The sequence below is a fragment of the Pseudomonas sp. AC255 genome, from assembly GCF_979258175.1.
On the sequence record NZ_OZ409841.1, the window covers coordinates 5941541 to 5958453 of the forward strand.

12 protein-coding genes and 1 pseudogene are annotated in these 16913 nt (G+C 61.6%); 11 read left to right on the forward strand and 2 right to left on the reverse strand.

Features of this window, described 5'->3' with window-relative positions:
• A complete protein-coding gene (locus ACZZ0K_RS26760; RefSeq protein ID WP_041476693.1) occupies positions 1 to 768 on the forward strand; it encodes a TerB family tellurite resistance protein in 768 nt (255 codons plus the stop codon).
• Positions 769 to 865: 97 nt separating this feature from the next.
• On the opposite strand, the gene ACZZ0K_RS26765 is transcribed toward ACZZ0K_RS26760, so the two are convergent.
• Positions 866 to 1852: an alpha/beta hydrolase family protein gene (locus ACZZ0K_RS26765; protein WP_095181415.1), complete on the reverse strand. Its 987-nt coding sequence runs from the start codon at positions 1850 to 1852 to the stop codon at positions 866 to 868.
• 74 nt (positions 1853 to 1926) lie between these two features.
• On the opposite strand from ACZZ0K_RS26765, the gene ACZZ0K_RS26770 reads away from it, so the two are divergent.
• The 10 genes and pseudogenes from ACZZ0K_RS26770 (at position 1927) to trpE (ending at position 14458) form a co-directional block, all read left to right on the forward strand.
• Positions 1927 to 4323 (forward strand): PAS domain-containing sensor histidine kinase, encoded by a 2397-nt coding sequence (locus tag ACZZ0K_RS26770; RefSeq protein ID WP_463559720.1) that lies wholly within the window; start codon positions 1927 to 1929, stop codon positions 4321 to 4323.
• 84 nt (positions 4324 to 4407) lie between these two features.
• Positions 4408 to 5037, forward strand: coding sequence for a response regulator (locus ACZZ0K_RS26775; RefSeq protein ID WP_041476690.1), 630 nt, complete (start codon positions 4408 to 4410; stop codon positions 5035 to 5037).
• Positions 5038 to 5370: 333 nt separating this feature from the next.
• On the forward strand, positions 5371 to 6495 hold the full coding sequence (locus ACZZ0K_RS26780) for an ABC transporter ATP-binding protein (RefSeq protein ID WP_041476689.1): 1125 nt from the start codon (positions 5371 to 5373) through the stop codon (positions 6493 to 6495).
• 48 nt (positions 6496 to 6543) lie between these two features.
• Positions 6544 to 7587 (forward strand): ABC transporter substrate-binding protein, encoded by a 1044-nt coding sequence (locus tag ACZZ0K_RS26785; protein ID WP_016772907.1) that lies wholly within the window; start codon positions 6544 to 6546, stop codon positions 7585 to 7587.
• Positions 7588 to 7784: 197 nt separating this feature from the next.
• On the forward strand, positions 7785 to 9032 hold the full coding sequence (locus ACZZ0K_RS26790; protein WP_076564337.1) for an ABC transporter permease: 1248 nt from the start codon (positions 7785 to 7787) through the stop codon (positions 9030 to 9032).
• Between the two features lie 12 nt (positions 9033 to 9044).
• Positions 9045 to 9868, forward strand: a pseudogene (locus tag ACZZ0K_RS26795) (ABC transporter permease).
• A gap of 285 nt (positions 9869 to 10153) precedes the next feature.
• Positions 10154 to 11302 carry an iron-containing alcohol dehydrogenase gene (locus ACZZ0K_RS26800; RefSeq protein WP_016772910.1) on the forward strand — a complete coding sequence of 383 codons (1149 nt, stop codon included), beginning with the start codon at positions 10154 to 10156 and terminating at the stop codon, positions 11300 to 11302.
• Between the two features lie 114 nt (positions 11303 to 11416).
• Positions 11417 to 12091 carry a ribulose-phosphate 3-epimerase gene (gene rpe / locus ACZZ0K_RS26805; RefSeq protein WP_007918813.1) on the forward strand — a complete coding sequence of 225 codons (675 nt, stop codon included), beginning with the start codon at positions 11417 to 11419 and terminating at the stop codon, positions 12089 to 12091.
• Entirely contained in the window at positions 12088 to 12906 is an 819-nt protein-coding gene (locus tag ACZZ0K_RS26810) for a phosphoglycolate phosphatase (RefSeq protein ID WP_041476686.1), read from the forward strand. The genes rpe and ACZZ0K_RS26810 overlap by 4 nt, the downstream gene beginning before the upstream one ends.
• Positions 12907 to 12976: 70 nt before the next feature.
• Positions 12977 to 14458 carry an anthranilate synthase component I gene (gene trpE / locus ACZZ0K_RS26815; RefSeq protein WP_024014533.1) on the forward strand — a complete coding sequence of 494 codons (1482 nt, stop codon included), beginning with the start codon at positions 12977 to 12979 and terminating at the stop codon, positions 14456 to 14458.
• A 169-nt stretch (positions 14459 to 14627) separates the two neighbouring features.
• Here trpE and estP read toward each other — a convergent pair whose 3' ends face one another.
• Positions 14628 to 16535, reverse strand: a complete 1908-nt coding sequence (gene estP / locus ACZZ0K_RS26820) for an esterase EstP (RefSeq protein WP_463559723.1) — start codon at positions 16533 to 16535, stop codon at positions 14628 to 14630.
• Positions 16536 to 16913 lie beyond the last annotated feature (378 nt).

Consider the following 16913-nt stretch of genomic DNA (forward strand, 5'->3'; position numbering starts at 1 on the left):
ATGCTGTGGCCAGGGACTCTGATTGGAGCCGGAGTGGGGTACGCGATTGCCAGCATTCCGGGGGCCATGCTTGGGGCGTTGTTGGGGCAGGCGCTGGATCGGCGCCTGCACTTGCAGAGCTGGGGACACTTACGCGAAAAGCTCGGCGGCCGGCCGATGCTGCGCAACGATGAACTGCTGTTCGTGTTGCTCGGGCGTCTGGCCAAGAGCGACGGGCGCGTCACTGACGGGCATATCCAGCAGGCGCGCAATGAAATGCGCGCGCTGGAAATGAGCGAGCCGGCGACACGGCGGGCAATTGCCGCGTTCAATCGCGGCAAGTCCGGCAGCGACAATCTGCGCGGCTATCTGCGTCGTCTGAGTTCTCAACCGCACGCGGCCGAAGGTGTGTTGCGCGCCTGTTGGCGAATGGTTTGGGCTGATGGTCGCGCCGGGGTCAGCGAACGCGAGTTGCTGGCGCAGTGGGGCAAGTGGCTCGGCTGGACGTCGCAGCAGGTGCAAGCGCTGGCCAGCGATTACGAGCCGGGCAAGCGGCCGATCGTCAGTGCGGCAGTGAGCTATCAGGAGGCGATGAAGCTGCTTGGGGTGTCGGCGAGCAGCGAGCCGGCACAGATCAAGCGCGCTTACCGGCGATTGCTCAGTCGCCATCACCCGGACAAAATCGCCGGCAGCGGCGCGACCCCGGCGCAGGTGCGTGACGCGACCGAGCGTACGCGGGAACTGCATAGCGCCTATACGCTGATTCGCGAGCGACGGGATTTTCGCTGACCCTTGAAGATCAAAAGATCGCAGCCTTCGGCAGCTCCTACCTTTGGAATGCATTTTTCCGGTAGGAGCTGCCGAAGGCTGCGATCTTTTGCTTTTATCAGTCCGTATTTTGTGGATTCAACCATCCTCGCACCCGCCGAAACAATTGTTCCTGCTCAGCCTTCTTGTCCGGCAACACCTTCAGCGCCACCTGGCTGAACGCCGAGGTCTTCAGGCGCTTGCTCGCCTGCATGCGCTCCAGCGCCGCGTTGCGATCCAGCGCTCTGTCCATGTAGAAAATATCCACCGTCGGCAGCTTCAGTGTCGGCGTCAGTTCGGCGAGTGGCGGCAGGGCTTTGGCTGGTGCTTGTGCGTCAACCATGACCAGTTTTTCCACCTGCGGCGTTTGTCGCTCGCTGAGAAAACGCGCCGCCCAGTAGGCACCGGTGCCGTGACCGAGCACGACAATGCTGCGCGCGCTCTGCTGTTCGGCGTAGGCAATCGCCGCGTCGATCCGTCCGAAAATGCGCTCGGCGTCGGCTTTGGTTTGTTCTTCGCTGGTCTCGGCCACTACCTGTTCGGCAACTTCCGCTTCCCCACCAGCGGCTTGCTCAATCGGTTGCGCGGTGGTGGCGTCTTTGCTTGTGGTTTCCGGGGCTTTCGGCGCTGCGGCCGGTTCGATTACGCGCGGAGCAATGGCGTCGCTTTGCAGATCCGGCAGGGTGATACTCAGGCTGCTCCACTCGGCATCCGGCAATTTGCCTCGCAACGGGCCAACTGCCTGCGGCCAGTCAGCGGTTTCGCCGGCACCGGGAACGATGATCACCGCGCCTTTGGGCTCGGCGCTGTTGGCTGGTTTCCACAGGGCGAGGAAAGTGTCGCTGCCAGCCTGCAGTTGTTGCTGCTCTTGCGCCGGCAGTTTACGTTGCAGTGCGGCGGCCTCTTCCTGACTACGCTCAAGCAGTGGCTGGCGCTCGGCCGGTTTTTCTTCGGCGGGTTTATCCGTGGCCGCAGGCGCAGGGTCGGCGGCTTCGGCGGAAAACGCACAAGGCAGGATCAGCGACAGGCACAATGCTGGCAGTGCCAGGCGGTAGACAGAGGGCATCGGTTATTCCAGGCCAGAAAAGTATCCCGGCAGCCTAATGGGTTGGTCAGAATTTGTCAGTGTATGAGACTTCAATGAAGCGATTTTGCTGCCTGTGGGTTATCGGCTGTTTGTGGTTTCCCTTGATGGGCTGGGCGGCGCCTGCGCCGCCGGGCCATACCGCGCAATTGTCGCCAGAGCAGCAGCAATGGCTGGCGCAGCACAACGAATTGCGCGTCGGCCTGGTGTTGCAGGCGCCTTACGCGACCTACGATCGGCGCTTGCAGCGATTGTCCGGGGCCAATGTCGAGTTGATGAAGCTGCTCGCCAGAACCTTGGGCGTGGAGCTGAGCTGGCGCAACTTCCAGGATCTCGGGGCGCTGGAAAACGCTTTGCGCGAGGGCGAGATCGACATCGCTCCGGGCCTCAGCCAGACCCCGAGCGCGCTGCGCCTCTGGCAGTTTTCCGACCCGTACATGCGCGTCCCGCAATTGGTGGTCAGCGATCAGAAAAGCAGCGGCGCGGTCGATCTGGAAAAGCTCGACAGCCAGACCCGCGTCGCCGTGCGCATGCCCAGCAGCACCGCCGATTACCTGCGCAGCAATTATCCGCACTTGAATCTGCAAGGCGTGCCGCTGGAGCGTCAGGCCTTGCAACTGCTGTTGAGTCAGCAAGCCTCCTACGCAGTGGTCGACGAAGCGCAGTTGGGGCGTCTGTCGGTGGAGCCGGAGTTTGCCGAACTGGTGGTGGTCGGCGATATCGGCCTGCCGCAGTTGCTGCGCGTGGCCTCGCGGCGCGATTGGCCGGAACTGGCCGGTATCGTCCAGAGCGCCTTGCGCGCAATACCGGCCAAGGATCTGGAACAACTGCACAACCAATGGCTGCAGCCGAAGTACCCACGGCTGACCGAATCGCCGGGATTCTGGCAGAATCTCAGCCTGTTGTTCGCGGTGATGCTGCTCAGTTGCGCGGTGATCGTGGTGTGGCAGCGGCGCCAACAACACAGCCTCGAACAACGCTTGCTCAGCGCCCGCGAGGACATCGCGTTGCGCGCCGCCAGCGAAGAGGCCCTGCGACTGACGCAGTTTTCCATCGACCAAAGTACCGTCGGCATTCTTTGGGTCAATTGGGACAGCCATGTGCGCTACGCCAACCGCGCGGCGGAAAACATGCTCGGCTATCCCTCGGGCGGGCTGATCGAACGGCCGCTGATCGATTTCGAGCCCGGCCTTCACATGGATCGCTGGCTCAATCTGTGGAAGCGTGCACGGGCCAGTGAAGAAGGGCCGCTGAGCTTCGAAACCAGCTGCCTGCGCGCAGATGGCAGTGTGCTGCCGGCGGACGTTTCCCTGAGCTTTCTGCGTTTTCGCGACAGTGAATATCTGGTGGTCTACCTCACCGACGTCACCGACCGCCGCCGCGCGCTCGCCGCTTTGCAGGAAAGCGAGGCGCGCCTGCAAGGCATCGCCGCCAACGTTCCGGGTCTGGTGTTCAGGCTGGAGCGGGCACCGGTCACCGGGCAGATCGACTTTGCCTACATCAGTGAGGGCAGCGAAAGTCTGGTCGGTTATGCACCGGCAGCCATCGCCCATCGCGACATGGGCCTGCGCAGTCTGGTGCACCCCGATGACAGGGCCAGTTATCACCGTACCCAGGATCAGGCGCTGGACACTGACAGCGACTGGTCGTGGCAGGGCCGCATCGTCACGCGCCGGGGCGAGCAGCGCTGGGCCGAGATCAAGGCGATCACCCGCCAGCTGGAGGATGGCGCCTACGTGTGGGACGGCATTGTCTGGGACATCAGCGAAAGCAAACGCATCGAGCTGGAACTGGCGGCCTCGCGCGAGCAACTGCGCGAATTGTCGGCGCATCTGGAGAGCGTGCGCGAAGAAGAGAAGGCGCGTATCGCCCGGGAAGTCCATGATGAGTTGGGACAGATGCTCACCGTGCTGAAACTGGAGACATCGATGTGCGAGCTGGCCTACGCGCAACTCGATCCGGGACTCAACGAGCGGCTCAACAGCATGAAGCGCCTGATCGCACAGTTATTTCAGCTGGTGCGCGATGTGGCGACGGCGTTGCGCCCGCCGATTCTGGATGCCGGGATTGCCTCGGCCATCGAGTGGCAGGCACGACGCTTCGAGGCACGCACGCAGATTCCGTGTCTGGTGCAGGTGCCGGACAACCTGCCGGCGCTCAGCGATGCCAAAGCGGTGGGGCTGTTCCGGATTTTGCAGGAGGCACTGACCAACGTGATGCGCCATGCTCAGGCACATACGGTGGAGTTGACGCTGGAGCTTGCGGGCGATGAATTGTGTCTGACCGTCAGCGATGATGGCGTAGGATTTGTCGCGGCCGAGGGTAGGCCGACCTCGTTTGGTCTGGTTGGCATGCGTGAGCGGGTGCTGATCATGGGCGGGCGGCTGGAGCTTGTGAGTGAGCCGGGGGAGGGCACCAGTCTTCAAGTGTGGGTGCCGGTAAGTGAGGTCTGAGGTTTTGTATTGTGAGTGCTGACGCCTTCGCGAGCAGGCTCGCTCCCACAGGGATTGGTGTGTACCTGAAATCTGGAGAAGAACGTGATCCGTGTACTGGTAGCCGAAGACCACACCATCGTCCGCGAGGGCATCAAGCAACTGATCGGCCTGGCCAAGGATCTGCAAGTAGTGGGGGAGGCGAGCAATGGCGAGCAACTGCTCGAAACCCTGCGCAGCGTGCCGTGCGAGGTGGTGCTGCTGGACATCTCCATGCCTGGCGTCAACGGACTTGAAGCGATCCCGCGTATCCGTGCGCTGAACAATCCGCCGGCGATTCTGGTGCTGTCGATGCACGACGAAGCGCAAATGGCCGCGCGCGCCTTGAAGGTCGGCGCGGCCGGGTATGCGACCAAGGACAGCGATCCGGCGCTGCTGCTCACGGCGATCCGCAAAGTTGCGGCGGGCGGGCGTTACATTGACCCGGAACTGGCCGACCGCATGGTCTTCGAAGTCGGCCTGACCGATACCCGGCCGCTGCATTCGCTGTTGTCAGAACGCGAATTCTCAGTGTTCGAGCGCCTCGCTCAGGGCGCGAACGTCAACGAAATCGCCCAGCAACTGGCCTTGAGCAGCAAGACCATCAGCACGCACAAGGCGCGGCTGATGCAGAAGCTCAACATCACCTCGCTGGCGGAGCTGGTGAAATATGCGATGGAGCACAAACTCCTCTGACCGTCACCGCCCTCATGTGGGAGCGAGCCTGCTCGCGAAGGCGGCGTAACAGTCAGCCATTCAGTTTGATGACCCACCGCATTCGCGAGCAGGCTCGCTCCCACAGGTTCGGAGTTGGCATATCCATTAGCGACAGACGCTTTTGCCTTTACTAGCGGCTTGCAGCTTGCCCCTTGCCGCTGCGTTTGCCCAAACGCGCCATCCTTGTAGGGCATTCCCTACCCCCAACCTTCCATTGCGCTTAAGCGATTCTCTCCTGCGCCCCGATTTGCGTGGCCGCCGCCAGCCACTAGGCTTGATGAACAAGCAGTCATCAACAACAAAGGTGTGGGTATGAGCCAGGTCGATACAAGCGCAGGGACCAGTGATGTGCTGGTCAGCTTTCGTGGTGTGCAGAAGAGCTACGACGGCGAGAACCTGATCGTCAAAGACCTCAACCTGGACATTCGCAAAGGCGAATTCCTCACCCTGCTCGGGCCGTCCGGTTCCGGCAAGACCACCAGCCTGATGATGCTCGCCGGATTCGAAACGCCGACCGCCGGTGAAATCCTTCTGTCCGGGCGTTCGATCAACAACGTGCCGCCGCACAAGCGCGATATCGGCATGGTGTTCCAGAACTACGCGCTGTTCCCGCACATGACTGTCGCGGAGAACCTTGCTTTCCCGTTGACCGTGCGCGGCCTGAATAAAAGCGATGTCAGCGAGCGGGTGAAGAAAGTCCTCAGTATGGTTCAGCTCGATGCCTTCGCCTCGCGTTATCCGGCGCAGTTGTCCGGCGGTCAGCAGCAGCGTGTGGCACTGGCCCGCGCGTTGGTGTTCGAGCCGCAACTGGTACTGATGGACGAACCGCTGGGCGCCCTCGACAAACAACTGCGTGAACACATGCAGATGGAGATCAAGCACCTGCACCAGCGCCTCGGCGTGACCGTGGTCTACGTGACCCACGACCAGGGCGAAGCACTGACCATGTCCGACCGCGTCGCGGTGTTCCATCAAGGCGAGATCCAGCAGATTGCGCCGCCGCGCACGCTTTACGAAGAACCGAAAAACACCTTCGTCGCCAACTTCATTGGCGAGAACAACCGCCTCAACGGTCGCCTGCTCAGCCAGAGCGGCGAGCGCTGTGTGGTCGAGTTGGGCCGTGGCGAAAAGGTCGAGGCGCTGGCCGTCAACGTTGGCCAGACCGGCGAACCGGTGACCCTGTCGATCCGTCCGGAGCGCGTCAGCCTCAACGGTTCGAGCGATCAATGCGTCAACCGCTTCTCAGGGAGGGTGGCGGAATTCATCTATCTGGGCGACCACGTCCGGGTGCGCCTGGAAGTCTGCGGCAAGACCGACTTCTTCGTGAAACAACCGATTGCCGAGCTCGATCCTGCGCTCAGCGTCGGCGACGTGGTACCGCTTGGCTGGCAGGTCGAGCACGTTCGTGCGCTCGATCCGCTTTTAGAGGCGCACTAAGCGCCCCGGCAATACCAACACCAACCCTGCACGTGGAGAGAACAATAAATGTTGAGATCCCTGAAGTTCACCGCCCTGACTCTGGGCCTGATGGGTGCGACCGGCGCAATGGCCGCCGGCCCGGACTTGACCGTGGTGTCGTTTGGCGGGGCGAACAAGGCGGCGCAAGTCAAAGCCTTCTATGCACCCTGGGAAGCGGCGGGTAACGGCAAGATCGTCGCTGGCGAATACAACGGCGAGATGGCCAAGGTCAAAGCCATGGTCGACACCAAGAGCGTGTCGTGGGATCTGGTCGAAGTTGAATCGCCAGAGCTGTCCCGTGGCTGCGACGAAGACATGTTCGAACAACTCGACCCGGCGCTGTTCGGCAAGACTGAAGACTACGTCAAAGGCGCGATTCAGCCTTGCGGCGTGGGCTTCTTCGTTTGGTCGACTGTACTGGCTTACAACGCCGACAAGCTGAAAACCGCGCCGACCAGTTGGGCGGATTTCTGGGACACCAAGAAATTCCCGGGCAAGCGTGGCCTGCGCAAAGGCGCCAAGTACACCCTCGAATTCGCGCTGATGGCCGATGGTGTGGCGCCGAAAGACGTCTACAAAGAGCTGGCGAGCAAGGGTGGCCAGGATCGCGCGTTCAAGAAACTTGATGAGCTGAAGCCGAGCATCCAATGGTGGGAAGCCGGTGCGCAACCGCCGCAATACCTCGCTTCCGGCGACGTAGTGATGAGCTCGGCCTACAACGGTCGCATCGCTGCCGTGCAAAAAGAATCCAACCTGAAAGTGGTGTGGAACGGCGGCATCTACGACTTCGACGCCTGGGCCATCCCGAAAGGTCTGGACGCCAAACGCGCGGAAGCGGCGAAGAAGTTCATCGCCTTCTCGGTACAGCCGCAGCAGCAGAAGACCTACTCGGAAAACATCGCTTACGGCCCGGCCAACACCCAAGCCGTGCCGCTGCTGGCCAAGGATGTCCTGAAAGACATGCCGACCACCCCGGAAAACATCGCCAACCAGGTGCAGATCGACGTCAGCTTCTGGGCTGACAACGGCGAGCAACTGGAACAGCGTTTCAACTCTTGGGCTGCCAAATAAGCCAAGCATGCGGACCGATGGCTTTCCGGATGATCGTTCCCACGCTCTGCGTGGGAATGCCGCCCGGGACGCTCCGCGTCCCTGTGTGACGCAGAGCGTCACTGGATTCATTCCACGCAGAGCGTGGGAACGATCACTGGCAAAAGTTCGAGGTGGTTCGCCACCTCTGTAACGATCAAAGATTTGCGGAGTACGTCATGGCCATCGCCGTTCCCCTGAACGAGGGCAACAGCCCCACCTTGAAGCAGAAGCTCAAGCACGCCGAGCGGGTCAACCGCTGGAAGGCCCAGGCACTGATTGCGCCGCTGGTGCTGTTTCTGCTGCTGGTGTTTCTGGTGCCGATCGTGGCGCTGCTCTATAAAAGCGTCGGCAACCCGGAAGTGGTTGGCGGCATGCCGCGCACTGTCACTGCCATCGCGAGTTGGGACGGCCGTGGTCTGCCCGCCGAGCCGGTGTACAAGGCGGCCAGCGAAGACCTCGCCGAAGCCCGCAAAAACCAGACGCTGGGCGATCTGTCCAAGCGCTTGAACATGGAGTTGGCCGGCTACCGCAGCCTGCTGACCAAAACCGCCCGGGCGCTGCCGTTCGCCAGCGAACCGGCTTCTTATAAAGAAGCGCTGGAAGCGCTCGACGAACGCTGGGGCGACCCGGCCTACTGGCAAGCGGTGAAACGCAACACCAGCAGCATCACTCCGTATTACCTGCTGGCGGCGGTCGATCACCGTATCGATGATCTCGGCGAACTGGCCCCGGCCACCCCGGATCAGGCGATCTACCTCGACATCTTCGCCCGCACGTTCTGGATGGGCCTGGTCATCACCGTGATCTGCCTGCTGCTCGCCTATCCACTGGCTTATCTGCTGGCGAATCTGCCTTCGCGGCAGAGCAACCTGCTGATGATCCTGGTGCTGCTGCCGTTCTGGACTTCGATTCTGGTGCGGGTCGCAGCGTGGATCGTGCTGCTGCAATCGGGCGGCCTGATCAACAGTGCGCTGCTGGCCATGGGCATCATTGATAAACCGCTGGAACTGGTGTTCAACCGCACCGGCGTGTACATCTCGATGGTGCACATTCTGCTGCCGTTCATGATTCTGCCGATCTACAGCGTGATGAAAGGCATCTCGCCGACCTACATGCGCGCGGCGATTTCCCTCGGCTGTCATCCGTTCGCCAGTTTCTGGCGGGTGTACTTCCCGCAGACCTATGCCGGCGTTGGCGCCGGCTGCCTGCTGGTGTTCATCCTCGCGATTGGCTACTACATCACCCCGGCGCTGCTCGGCAGCCCGAACGACCAAATGGTCAGCTACTTCGTCGCTTTCTACACCAACACCAGCATCAACTGGGGCATGGCCACCGCGCTCGGCGGCTTGCTGTTGCTGGCGACCGTGGTGCTTTATCTGATCTACAGCTGGCTGGTCGGCGCCAGTCGCCTGCGCCTGAGCTAAGGGGAATTTGCGATGCTGAGTCCTTACATGTCGCCCATCGAACGGGTGTGGTTCTACAGCCTGCGGATTCTCTGTGGCCTGATCCTGTTGTTCCTGATCCTGCCGGTGCTGGTGATCGTGCCGCTGTCGTTCAACTCGGGGAGTTTTCTGGTCTATCCGCTGCAGGGCTTCTCGCTGCAGTGGTACCACGACTTCTTCGCCTCGGCGGAATGGATGCGCGCGCTGAAGAACAGCATCATCGTCGCCCCGGCGGCGACGGTGCTGGCGATGATCTTCGGCACCCTGGCGGCGATCGGCCTGACCCGTGGCGACTTCCCCGGCAAGTCGCTGGTGATGGCGCTGGTGATTTCGCCGATGGTGGTGCCGGTGGTGATCATTGGCGTGGCCAGCTATCTGTTCTTCGCGCCACTGGGGCTGGGTAACAGCTTCTTCTCGCTGATCGTCGTGCATGCGGTATTGGGTGTGCCGTTTGTGATCATCACCGTTTCGGCAACGTTGCAGGGTTTCAATCACAACCTGGTGCGTGCTGCTGCGAGTCTCGGTGCTTCACCCTGACGGCGTTCCGCCGGGTGACCTTGCCGCTGATTGCGCCGGGAGTGATTTCCGGGGCGCTGTTTGCCTTTGCGACTTCTTTCGATGAAGTGGTGGTGACGCTGTTTCTCGCCGGGCCTGAGCAGGCGACATTGCCTCGGCAGATGTTCAGCGGGATTCGCGAAAACCTCAGTCCGACGATTGCGGCTGCTGCGACGTTGCTGATTGCCTTCTCCGTCATCCTGCTGCTGACGCTGGAATGGCTGCGCGGGCGTAGCGAGAAACTGCGTACTGCGCAAGTCTGAGATCAAGGTCAAAAGCCACCCCTCACCCCAGCCCTCTCCCCAAGGGAGCGAGGGGGAAGGGAGCAGATCTTCGTGGCTTTCGCGGCCGGAGTTCGACTCGGTAATTCAGGTCGATGTATTTCGAGAGTACAACCCGGTCAATCCCCTCTCCCTCCGGGAGAGGGTTAGGGTGAGGGGCTCTTGATCTTCCTATCCGATCAACCATTCACACCCTGAATAGCAGACAACCCCAAATCCCCAGCTAGTCTTGTGCCCAGCTCCCACATCTATAAGAGGCTGCGCACCATGAGTCTGTCCCAGTTCAAAATCGCTCACAAACTGATCACCGGCGCCGCAGCCATCGAACAACTGGCCGCTGAACTCACCCGTCTGGACATCGACAATCCGCTGATCGTCACCGACGCCGCGCTGGTCAAGTCCGGTACTGTCGAACTGGCGCTGGTGCAACTCGGCGGGCGCGAGTACGAGATTTTCGACCGTGTACTGCCCGATCCGGAAATCGCCATCGTCGAAGACTGCATGCGCGCCTATCGCGAAGGCGGCCATGACGGCTTGATCGGCCTCGGGGGCGGCAGCGCCATCGATATTGCCAAAAGTGTCGCCGCCTACGCCGGATATCACGGCGCGCTGGAAGATCTGTTCGGCGTCGACCAAGTCCCGCGCAAAGGCCCGCCGCTGATCGCCATCCCCACCACCGCCGGCACTGGTTCCGAAGTCACCAACGTGGCGATCCTCTCCGACAAGGTCGCGCAGTTGAAGAAAGGCATCGTCAGCGACTATCTCCTACCGGATGTGGCGCTGGTCAGTCCGCAAATGACCCTGACCTGTCCGCGCAGCGTCACTGCTGCCAGTGGCGTCGATGCACTGGTGCACGCCATCGAATCCTACCTGTCGGTGAATGCCTCGCCGATCACCGACTCCCTCGCCATTGGCGCGATAAAGCTGATCGCCAGCGCTCTGCCCAAGGCCTACGCCAACGGCGCCAACCTGCAAGCGCGCGAAGACATGGCCACCGCCAGCCTCATGGCCGGCATGGCGTTCGGTAACGCCGGGGTCGGTGCGGTGCATGCGTTGGCGTATCCGCTGGGCGGGCGCTTCAACATTGCCCACGGTGTCAGCAACGCCTTGCTGCTGCCCTATGTGATGACCTGGAACAAAATGGCCTGTGTCGAACGCATGCAGGATATTGCCGAAGCCATGGGCGTGAAGACCGCGCATCTGAGCGCCAGCGAAGCCGCGGACAAAGCCGTGCAGGCCATGACCGACCTGTGCGCGGCAGTGGAAATCCCTGCCGGGCTGCGCAGTTTCGGGGTGCCGGAGGAAGCGATCCCAGCGATGGCCGTGGAGGCCGCCGGCATCGAGCGGCTGATGCGCAACAACCCGCGCAAACTCAGCGCCGGCGACATCGAGAAGATCTACCGCGCGGCTTACTGAGGCGCGGGCGCTGAGGGCACATGGCACAACCCAATCATCGCGGTCCCGGTGCGCGCGTGGAAACTTGAGGTATACAATGCGCGCCATCGTGATTTAGCTCAGCACAGGTGCGTCATGCAGCCCTTCGTAATTGCTCCGTCGATCCTCTCCGCCGACTTCGCCCGCCTCGGCGAGGAAGTGGACAACGTTCTCGCCGCCGGCGCCGACTTCGTCCACTTCGATGTCATGGACAACCACTACGTACCGAACCTGACGATCGGCCCGATGGTCTGCGCGGCGCTGCGCAAGTACGGCGTCACCGCGCCGATCGACGCGCACCTGATGGTCAGCCCGGTGGACCGCATCGTCGGCGACTTCATCGAAGCCGGCGCGACTTACATCACCTTCCACCCGGAAGCCACTTTGCACGTCGATCGCTCGCTGCAACTGATCCGCGAAGGTGGTTGCAAATCCGGTCTGGTGTTCAACCCGGCGACTCCGCTGGACGTGCTCAAGTACGTGATCGACAAGGTCGACATGGTTCTGCTGATGAGCGTCAACCCGGGCTTCGGCGGGCAGAAGTTCATTCCCGGCACCCTCGACAAATTGCGTGAAGCGCGGGCGATCATCGACGCTTCCGGTCGCGACATCCGTCTGGAAATCGACGGCGGCGTCAACGTCAACAACATCCGCGAAATTGCCGCTGCTGGCGCCGATACCTTCGTCGCCGGCTCGGCCATTTTCAACGCGCCAAACTATCAGGAAGTCATCGACAAGATGCGCTCCGAACTGGCACTGGCGCGCCCATGAGCGGTTTTGAGCAGTTGTTCCCGGGGCAGCTGCCACGCTTGGTGATGTTCGATCTGGATGGCACGCTGATCGATTCGGTTCCCGACCTGGCAGCAGCGGTGGACACCATGCTGCTCTCCCTCGGCCGTCCGCCGGCAGGTATCGAAGCGGTGCGCGAATGGGTCGGCAATGGCGCGCCGGTGCTGGTGCGTCGGGCCTTGGCGGGTGGCATCGATCACTCGGCAGTGGACGACGCTGAAGCCGAGCGCGCACTGGAGATTTTCATGGAGGCGTACGGCGCCAGCCATGAACTGACCGTGGTCTATCCCGGTGTGCGCGACACGCTCAAGTGGCTGCACAAGCAAGGCGTGGCCATGGCGTTGATCACCAACAAGCCGGAGCGCTTCGTCGCGCCGCTGCTCGATCAGATGAAGATCGGGCGCTACTTCAAGTGGATCATCGGCGGCGATACCCTGCCGCAGAAGAAGCCTGACCCGGCGGCGCTGTTTTTCGTGATGAAAATGGCCAACATTCCGGCCTCGCAATCGTTGTTCGTCGGCGACTCGCGCAGTGATGTGCAGGCCGCGAAAGCAGCGGGGGTCAAGTGTGTGGCGCTGAGTTATGGCTACAACCATGGCCGGCCGATTGCCGAGGAATCGCCGGCTCTGGTGATCGACGATTTGCGCAAACTAATTCCCGGTTGCCTGGATCTGGCCGGTGGGATAACGTTGCCCGACGCTGTTCAACCCCCTTCTGGAAACGCCATCGTGGTGGTCACCCGCAAACTCTGGATGAAAGTCATCAAGGCCCTGGCCCGCTGGCGTTGGCGCGCCTGACTGATTCTGGCCGGCCCTGCCGGCGCGTTTGCATACTTGACTGATTGCACCTCACCCCACGAGGCACTTTATGAATCGCGAAGAATTCCTGCGTCTGGCCGCTGACGGCTATAACCGCATCCCGTTGGCCTGCGAAACCCTGGCCGACTTCGACACGCCGCTGTCGATCTACCTGAAACTGGCCGACCAGCCCAACTCCTACCTGCTCGAGTCGGTGCAGGGCGGTGAGAAATGGGGCCGTTACTCGATCATCGGCCTGCCGTGCCGCACCGTGCTGCGGGTGCACGACCATCACGTCAGCATCAGCGTTGATGGCGTCGAGACCGAAAGCCACGAGGTTGAAGACCCGCTGGCGTTCGTCGAAACCTTCAAAGCGCGCTACAACGTGCCGACCATCGCCGGCCTGCCGCGCTTCAACGGTGGACTGGTCGGTTACTTCGGTTACGACTGTGTGCGCTATGTCGAGAAGCGTCTGGGCAAGTGCCCGAACCCGGATCCGCTGGGCGTGCCGGACATTCTGCTGATGGTCTCCGACGCCGTCGTGGTGTTCGACAACCTGGCTGGCAAGATGCACGCGATCGTCCTCGCCGACCCTGCGCAGACCGATGCCTTCGAGCAAGGTCAGGCGCGTTTGCAGGAACTGCTCGAGCAACTGCGTCAGCCGATCACCCCGCGTCGTGGCCTGGATTTCAGCAAACAGCAATCGGCTGATCCGGTGTTCCGTTCGAGTTTCACTCAGGACGATTACGAAAAAGCCGTCGACACCATCAAGGAATACATCCTTGCTGGCGACTGCATGCAGGTGGTGCCGTCGCAGCGCATGTCGATCGACTTCAAGGCTGCGCCGATCGATCTGTATCGCGCGCTGCGTTGCTTCAACCCGACGCCGTACATGTACTTCTTCAACTTCGGCGATTTCCACGTCGTCGGCAGTTCGCCGGAAGTGCTGGTGCGCGTCGAAGACAACCTGATCACCGTGCGCCCGATCGCCGGCACGCGCCCACGCGGCGCCACCGAAGAAGCCGATGTGGCGCTGGAGCAGGACCTGCTCTCGGATGACAAGGAGATCGCCGAGCACTTGATGCTGATCGATCTGGGCCGCAACGATACCGGGCGCGTTTCGGAAATCGGTTCGGTGAAGCTCACCGAGAAAATGGTCATCGAACGTTATTCCAACGTGATGCACATCGTCTCCAACGTCACCGGCCAGTTGAAGTCGGGCCTGACCGCGATGGACGCACTGCGGGCGATCCTGCCGGCGGGTACGTTGTCGGGTGCGCCGAAAATTCGCGCGATGGAAATCATCGACGAACTGGAACCGGTCAAGCGCGGTGTGTACGGCGGTGCGGTCGGTTACTTCGCCTGGAACGGCAACATGGACACCGCCATTGCCATTCGCACAGCGGTGATCAAGAACGGTGAGTTGCACGTGCAGGCCGGCGGCGGCATCGTCGCCGACTCGGTGCCGGCGCTGGAATGGGAAGAAACCCTGAACAAACGCCGCGCGATGTTCCGCGCCGTGGCCTTGGCCGAGCAAACCCCGGACGCCTGATCCACGCAATTTCCCATGTGGGAGCGAGCCTGCTCGCGAAGAGGTGAGTCAGTCACCGTTGATGCTGACTGACCCAGCGCTTTCGCGAGCAGGCTCGCTCCCACATTGTTTTGTGTTGAGGCATAAAAAAGCGGCGCCCTGACAGGCGCCGCTTTTTTGCATCTACGACTCAGAAATCCAGCACAACCCCGACATTCAGGCCCTGCTGCTTGAAGTCATCATCCTTGCGGAACGTATAACCCCCACGCAGCGCCAGATCTGCCGTCAGCTTGTGACTGACGCCCAGGCTCAAGCGGTTCAGGTGACTTGCCGGTGTATAGCCTTCAAGGGTGAAGTCATTGGCCGGCAGGGTATTGAGGGCGATGTTGACCTTCTGCACGTCATCTTCGTACTCACGCTCGTGGGCGTATTCGCCATACACCTGGGTTTGCGCGGTGAAGTTGTACTTGCCTTGAATCCCCAGGCCCAAGCGTTTCGAATCGCGGCTCTGGTCATCGAAGGTCAGCGCGGTGGCGCGGTTGCTCTTTTCCGAGTAACCGTCGACATCGACACTGGCGTAATCGGCGCTGACGAACGGCGACAGGTGCCATTGGCTGCCCGGTTGCGCAATGTCATAGCCCAGGCGCGTGCTGAACGCCCACAGGCTGCCGTCGGTATCGCCTTTCTCCGCGCCCTCGCTGGCGCCGAGGTCGAACTTGCGCTTGAGGTTGTCGTAGTCGAGTTTGCCGCCGGTCAGCGCCGCGTCGGCCCACCAGCGGTTCTTCTGGAACTGGGCGAACGCGGTGGCCATGTAGCTGTTGAGTTTGTAGTCGGAATCGTTGTGCCCGGCCTCAAGATTCTGCCGGTACAAACCGGCCGCCACGCCCACGCGCCAGGCCTCATTGAGACGATAGCTGCCGCCGACGTTGAGGTTGTAACCGCTGCCATCGGCGCTGGCGCCGCTGCTTTGGCTGTCGACATCCAGACGCTGTCCGCCGGCGGAGACAATCGCACGCCATTGGCCGACCGCTTGCCAGTTCTCCCAGTCCGCCTGCCATTGATTGCGCAATTCATCCTGATGCGCGCGCACGGTGCCGTGGGCCATTTCAGGTAGCAGGCTCAATTCCCATGGCGCAGCCAACAGCGAATAGGCGTAATCGGCGATCAGTTTTTGCCCGGATTCGGTCGGGTGTACGCCATCGTTGTAGATCAGTTTGGTCGGATCCGGCGTGGCGCTGTTGATCCCGTAACGGGCGTTTTCCGTGCAGCTATTGCCACTGAAGCAGGTCGCGGTGAGGTTCTGGTCGGTAGCCAGACCAAAGCGCCCCGGGTCGGCGAAGACTTCCGAGAGCAGCACCGGAATGTTCAGCGGAATGACTTCGGCGTCGATGCCTTGCAGGCGCGTCACCAACTGACTGTTGAACTGGTTGGCGAGGGTGCTGCTGAACGCTTGCAGCGGCGTGCCGTTCAGAGCAGGTGTCAGGCCCACGTCGGGCAGCAGCCAGACCATCACGTATTTGGCGCCGGCGGTCTGCAGGGTTTGCACGCTATCGGCCAGTCGATCGGCTGCGGCGTTGGCCTGGGGCAGGCTGAGAATGCGGCCCTGGAGGAAATCGTTGCCGCCACCGGAAATGTAATACAGCGCATTCGGGTCGGCGCGGAAGCCGTTCGACGGCAGGTAACCGGCGCGGGTGCGTTCGCCGGTGGCAGATTGGGTGGTGATCGAGTCGAGAATCTGGTCGGTGCGATAACCACCGACCGCCCAGTTGTTGCCGTCAGGCTGGCCGTTTTCCGCGCGCACTGCGGAGCTGGAAGAGGCTGTCTGGTCGGGCGAAAAGCCCAGGCGGCCGCCGAGCAACTGGGTGGAATTCAATGAAAAAACTTCGCCACTGCCATCCTGATACACCGGCCCGGTACGGTTGGTGTAACGCTCGGTGGAGCCCGCCGGGCCGCCCGTGTCGGCGAAGGTGCCGGCATCGTTGAGGCTGTCACCGAAGACGATGAAACTGGAATAAGGATTGGGCGCTGCATTGGCCTGGGCGCAAGCGAGTGCGAGCAAGCAGCTGGCCAGCGGTACAAACAAAGTCTGTCTGATCATGAGCAAGTCCGTTTATTTATTGTTGTAGGTGAACGAAACGACAGTACCAAAAACTTTCGGCATTTTGCCATCGGTCGCGAATCCTTCTGCCGTTTTATAACCCGCAGGTCCCGCCATATTGCACGCTCCGCCCAGCTAAGTTACTGTGCCGGAACGTATGAACGAGACCTTCCCCGTGTTGATCACCAGCAAACTCCTGGATCAAGTCATCAAGGCACACGCCCGCTGGCGTTGGCGCGCCTGAATCTTCTCTGCCGGCTCCGCCGGATCTGTATCGCTTTGCCTTCCTTGTCTGTTTGAAATGCCGCTGTGCTGGCGCCCTCTGCGCGTCCGACATCGCGCAGCGCCCTGCGGGCAAGTCATCTGAAGGCTGTCATC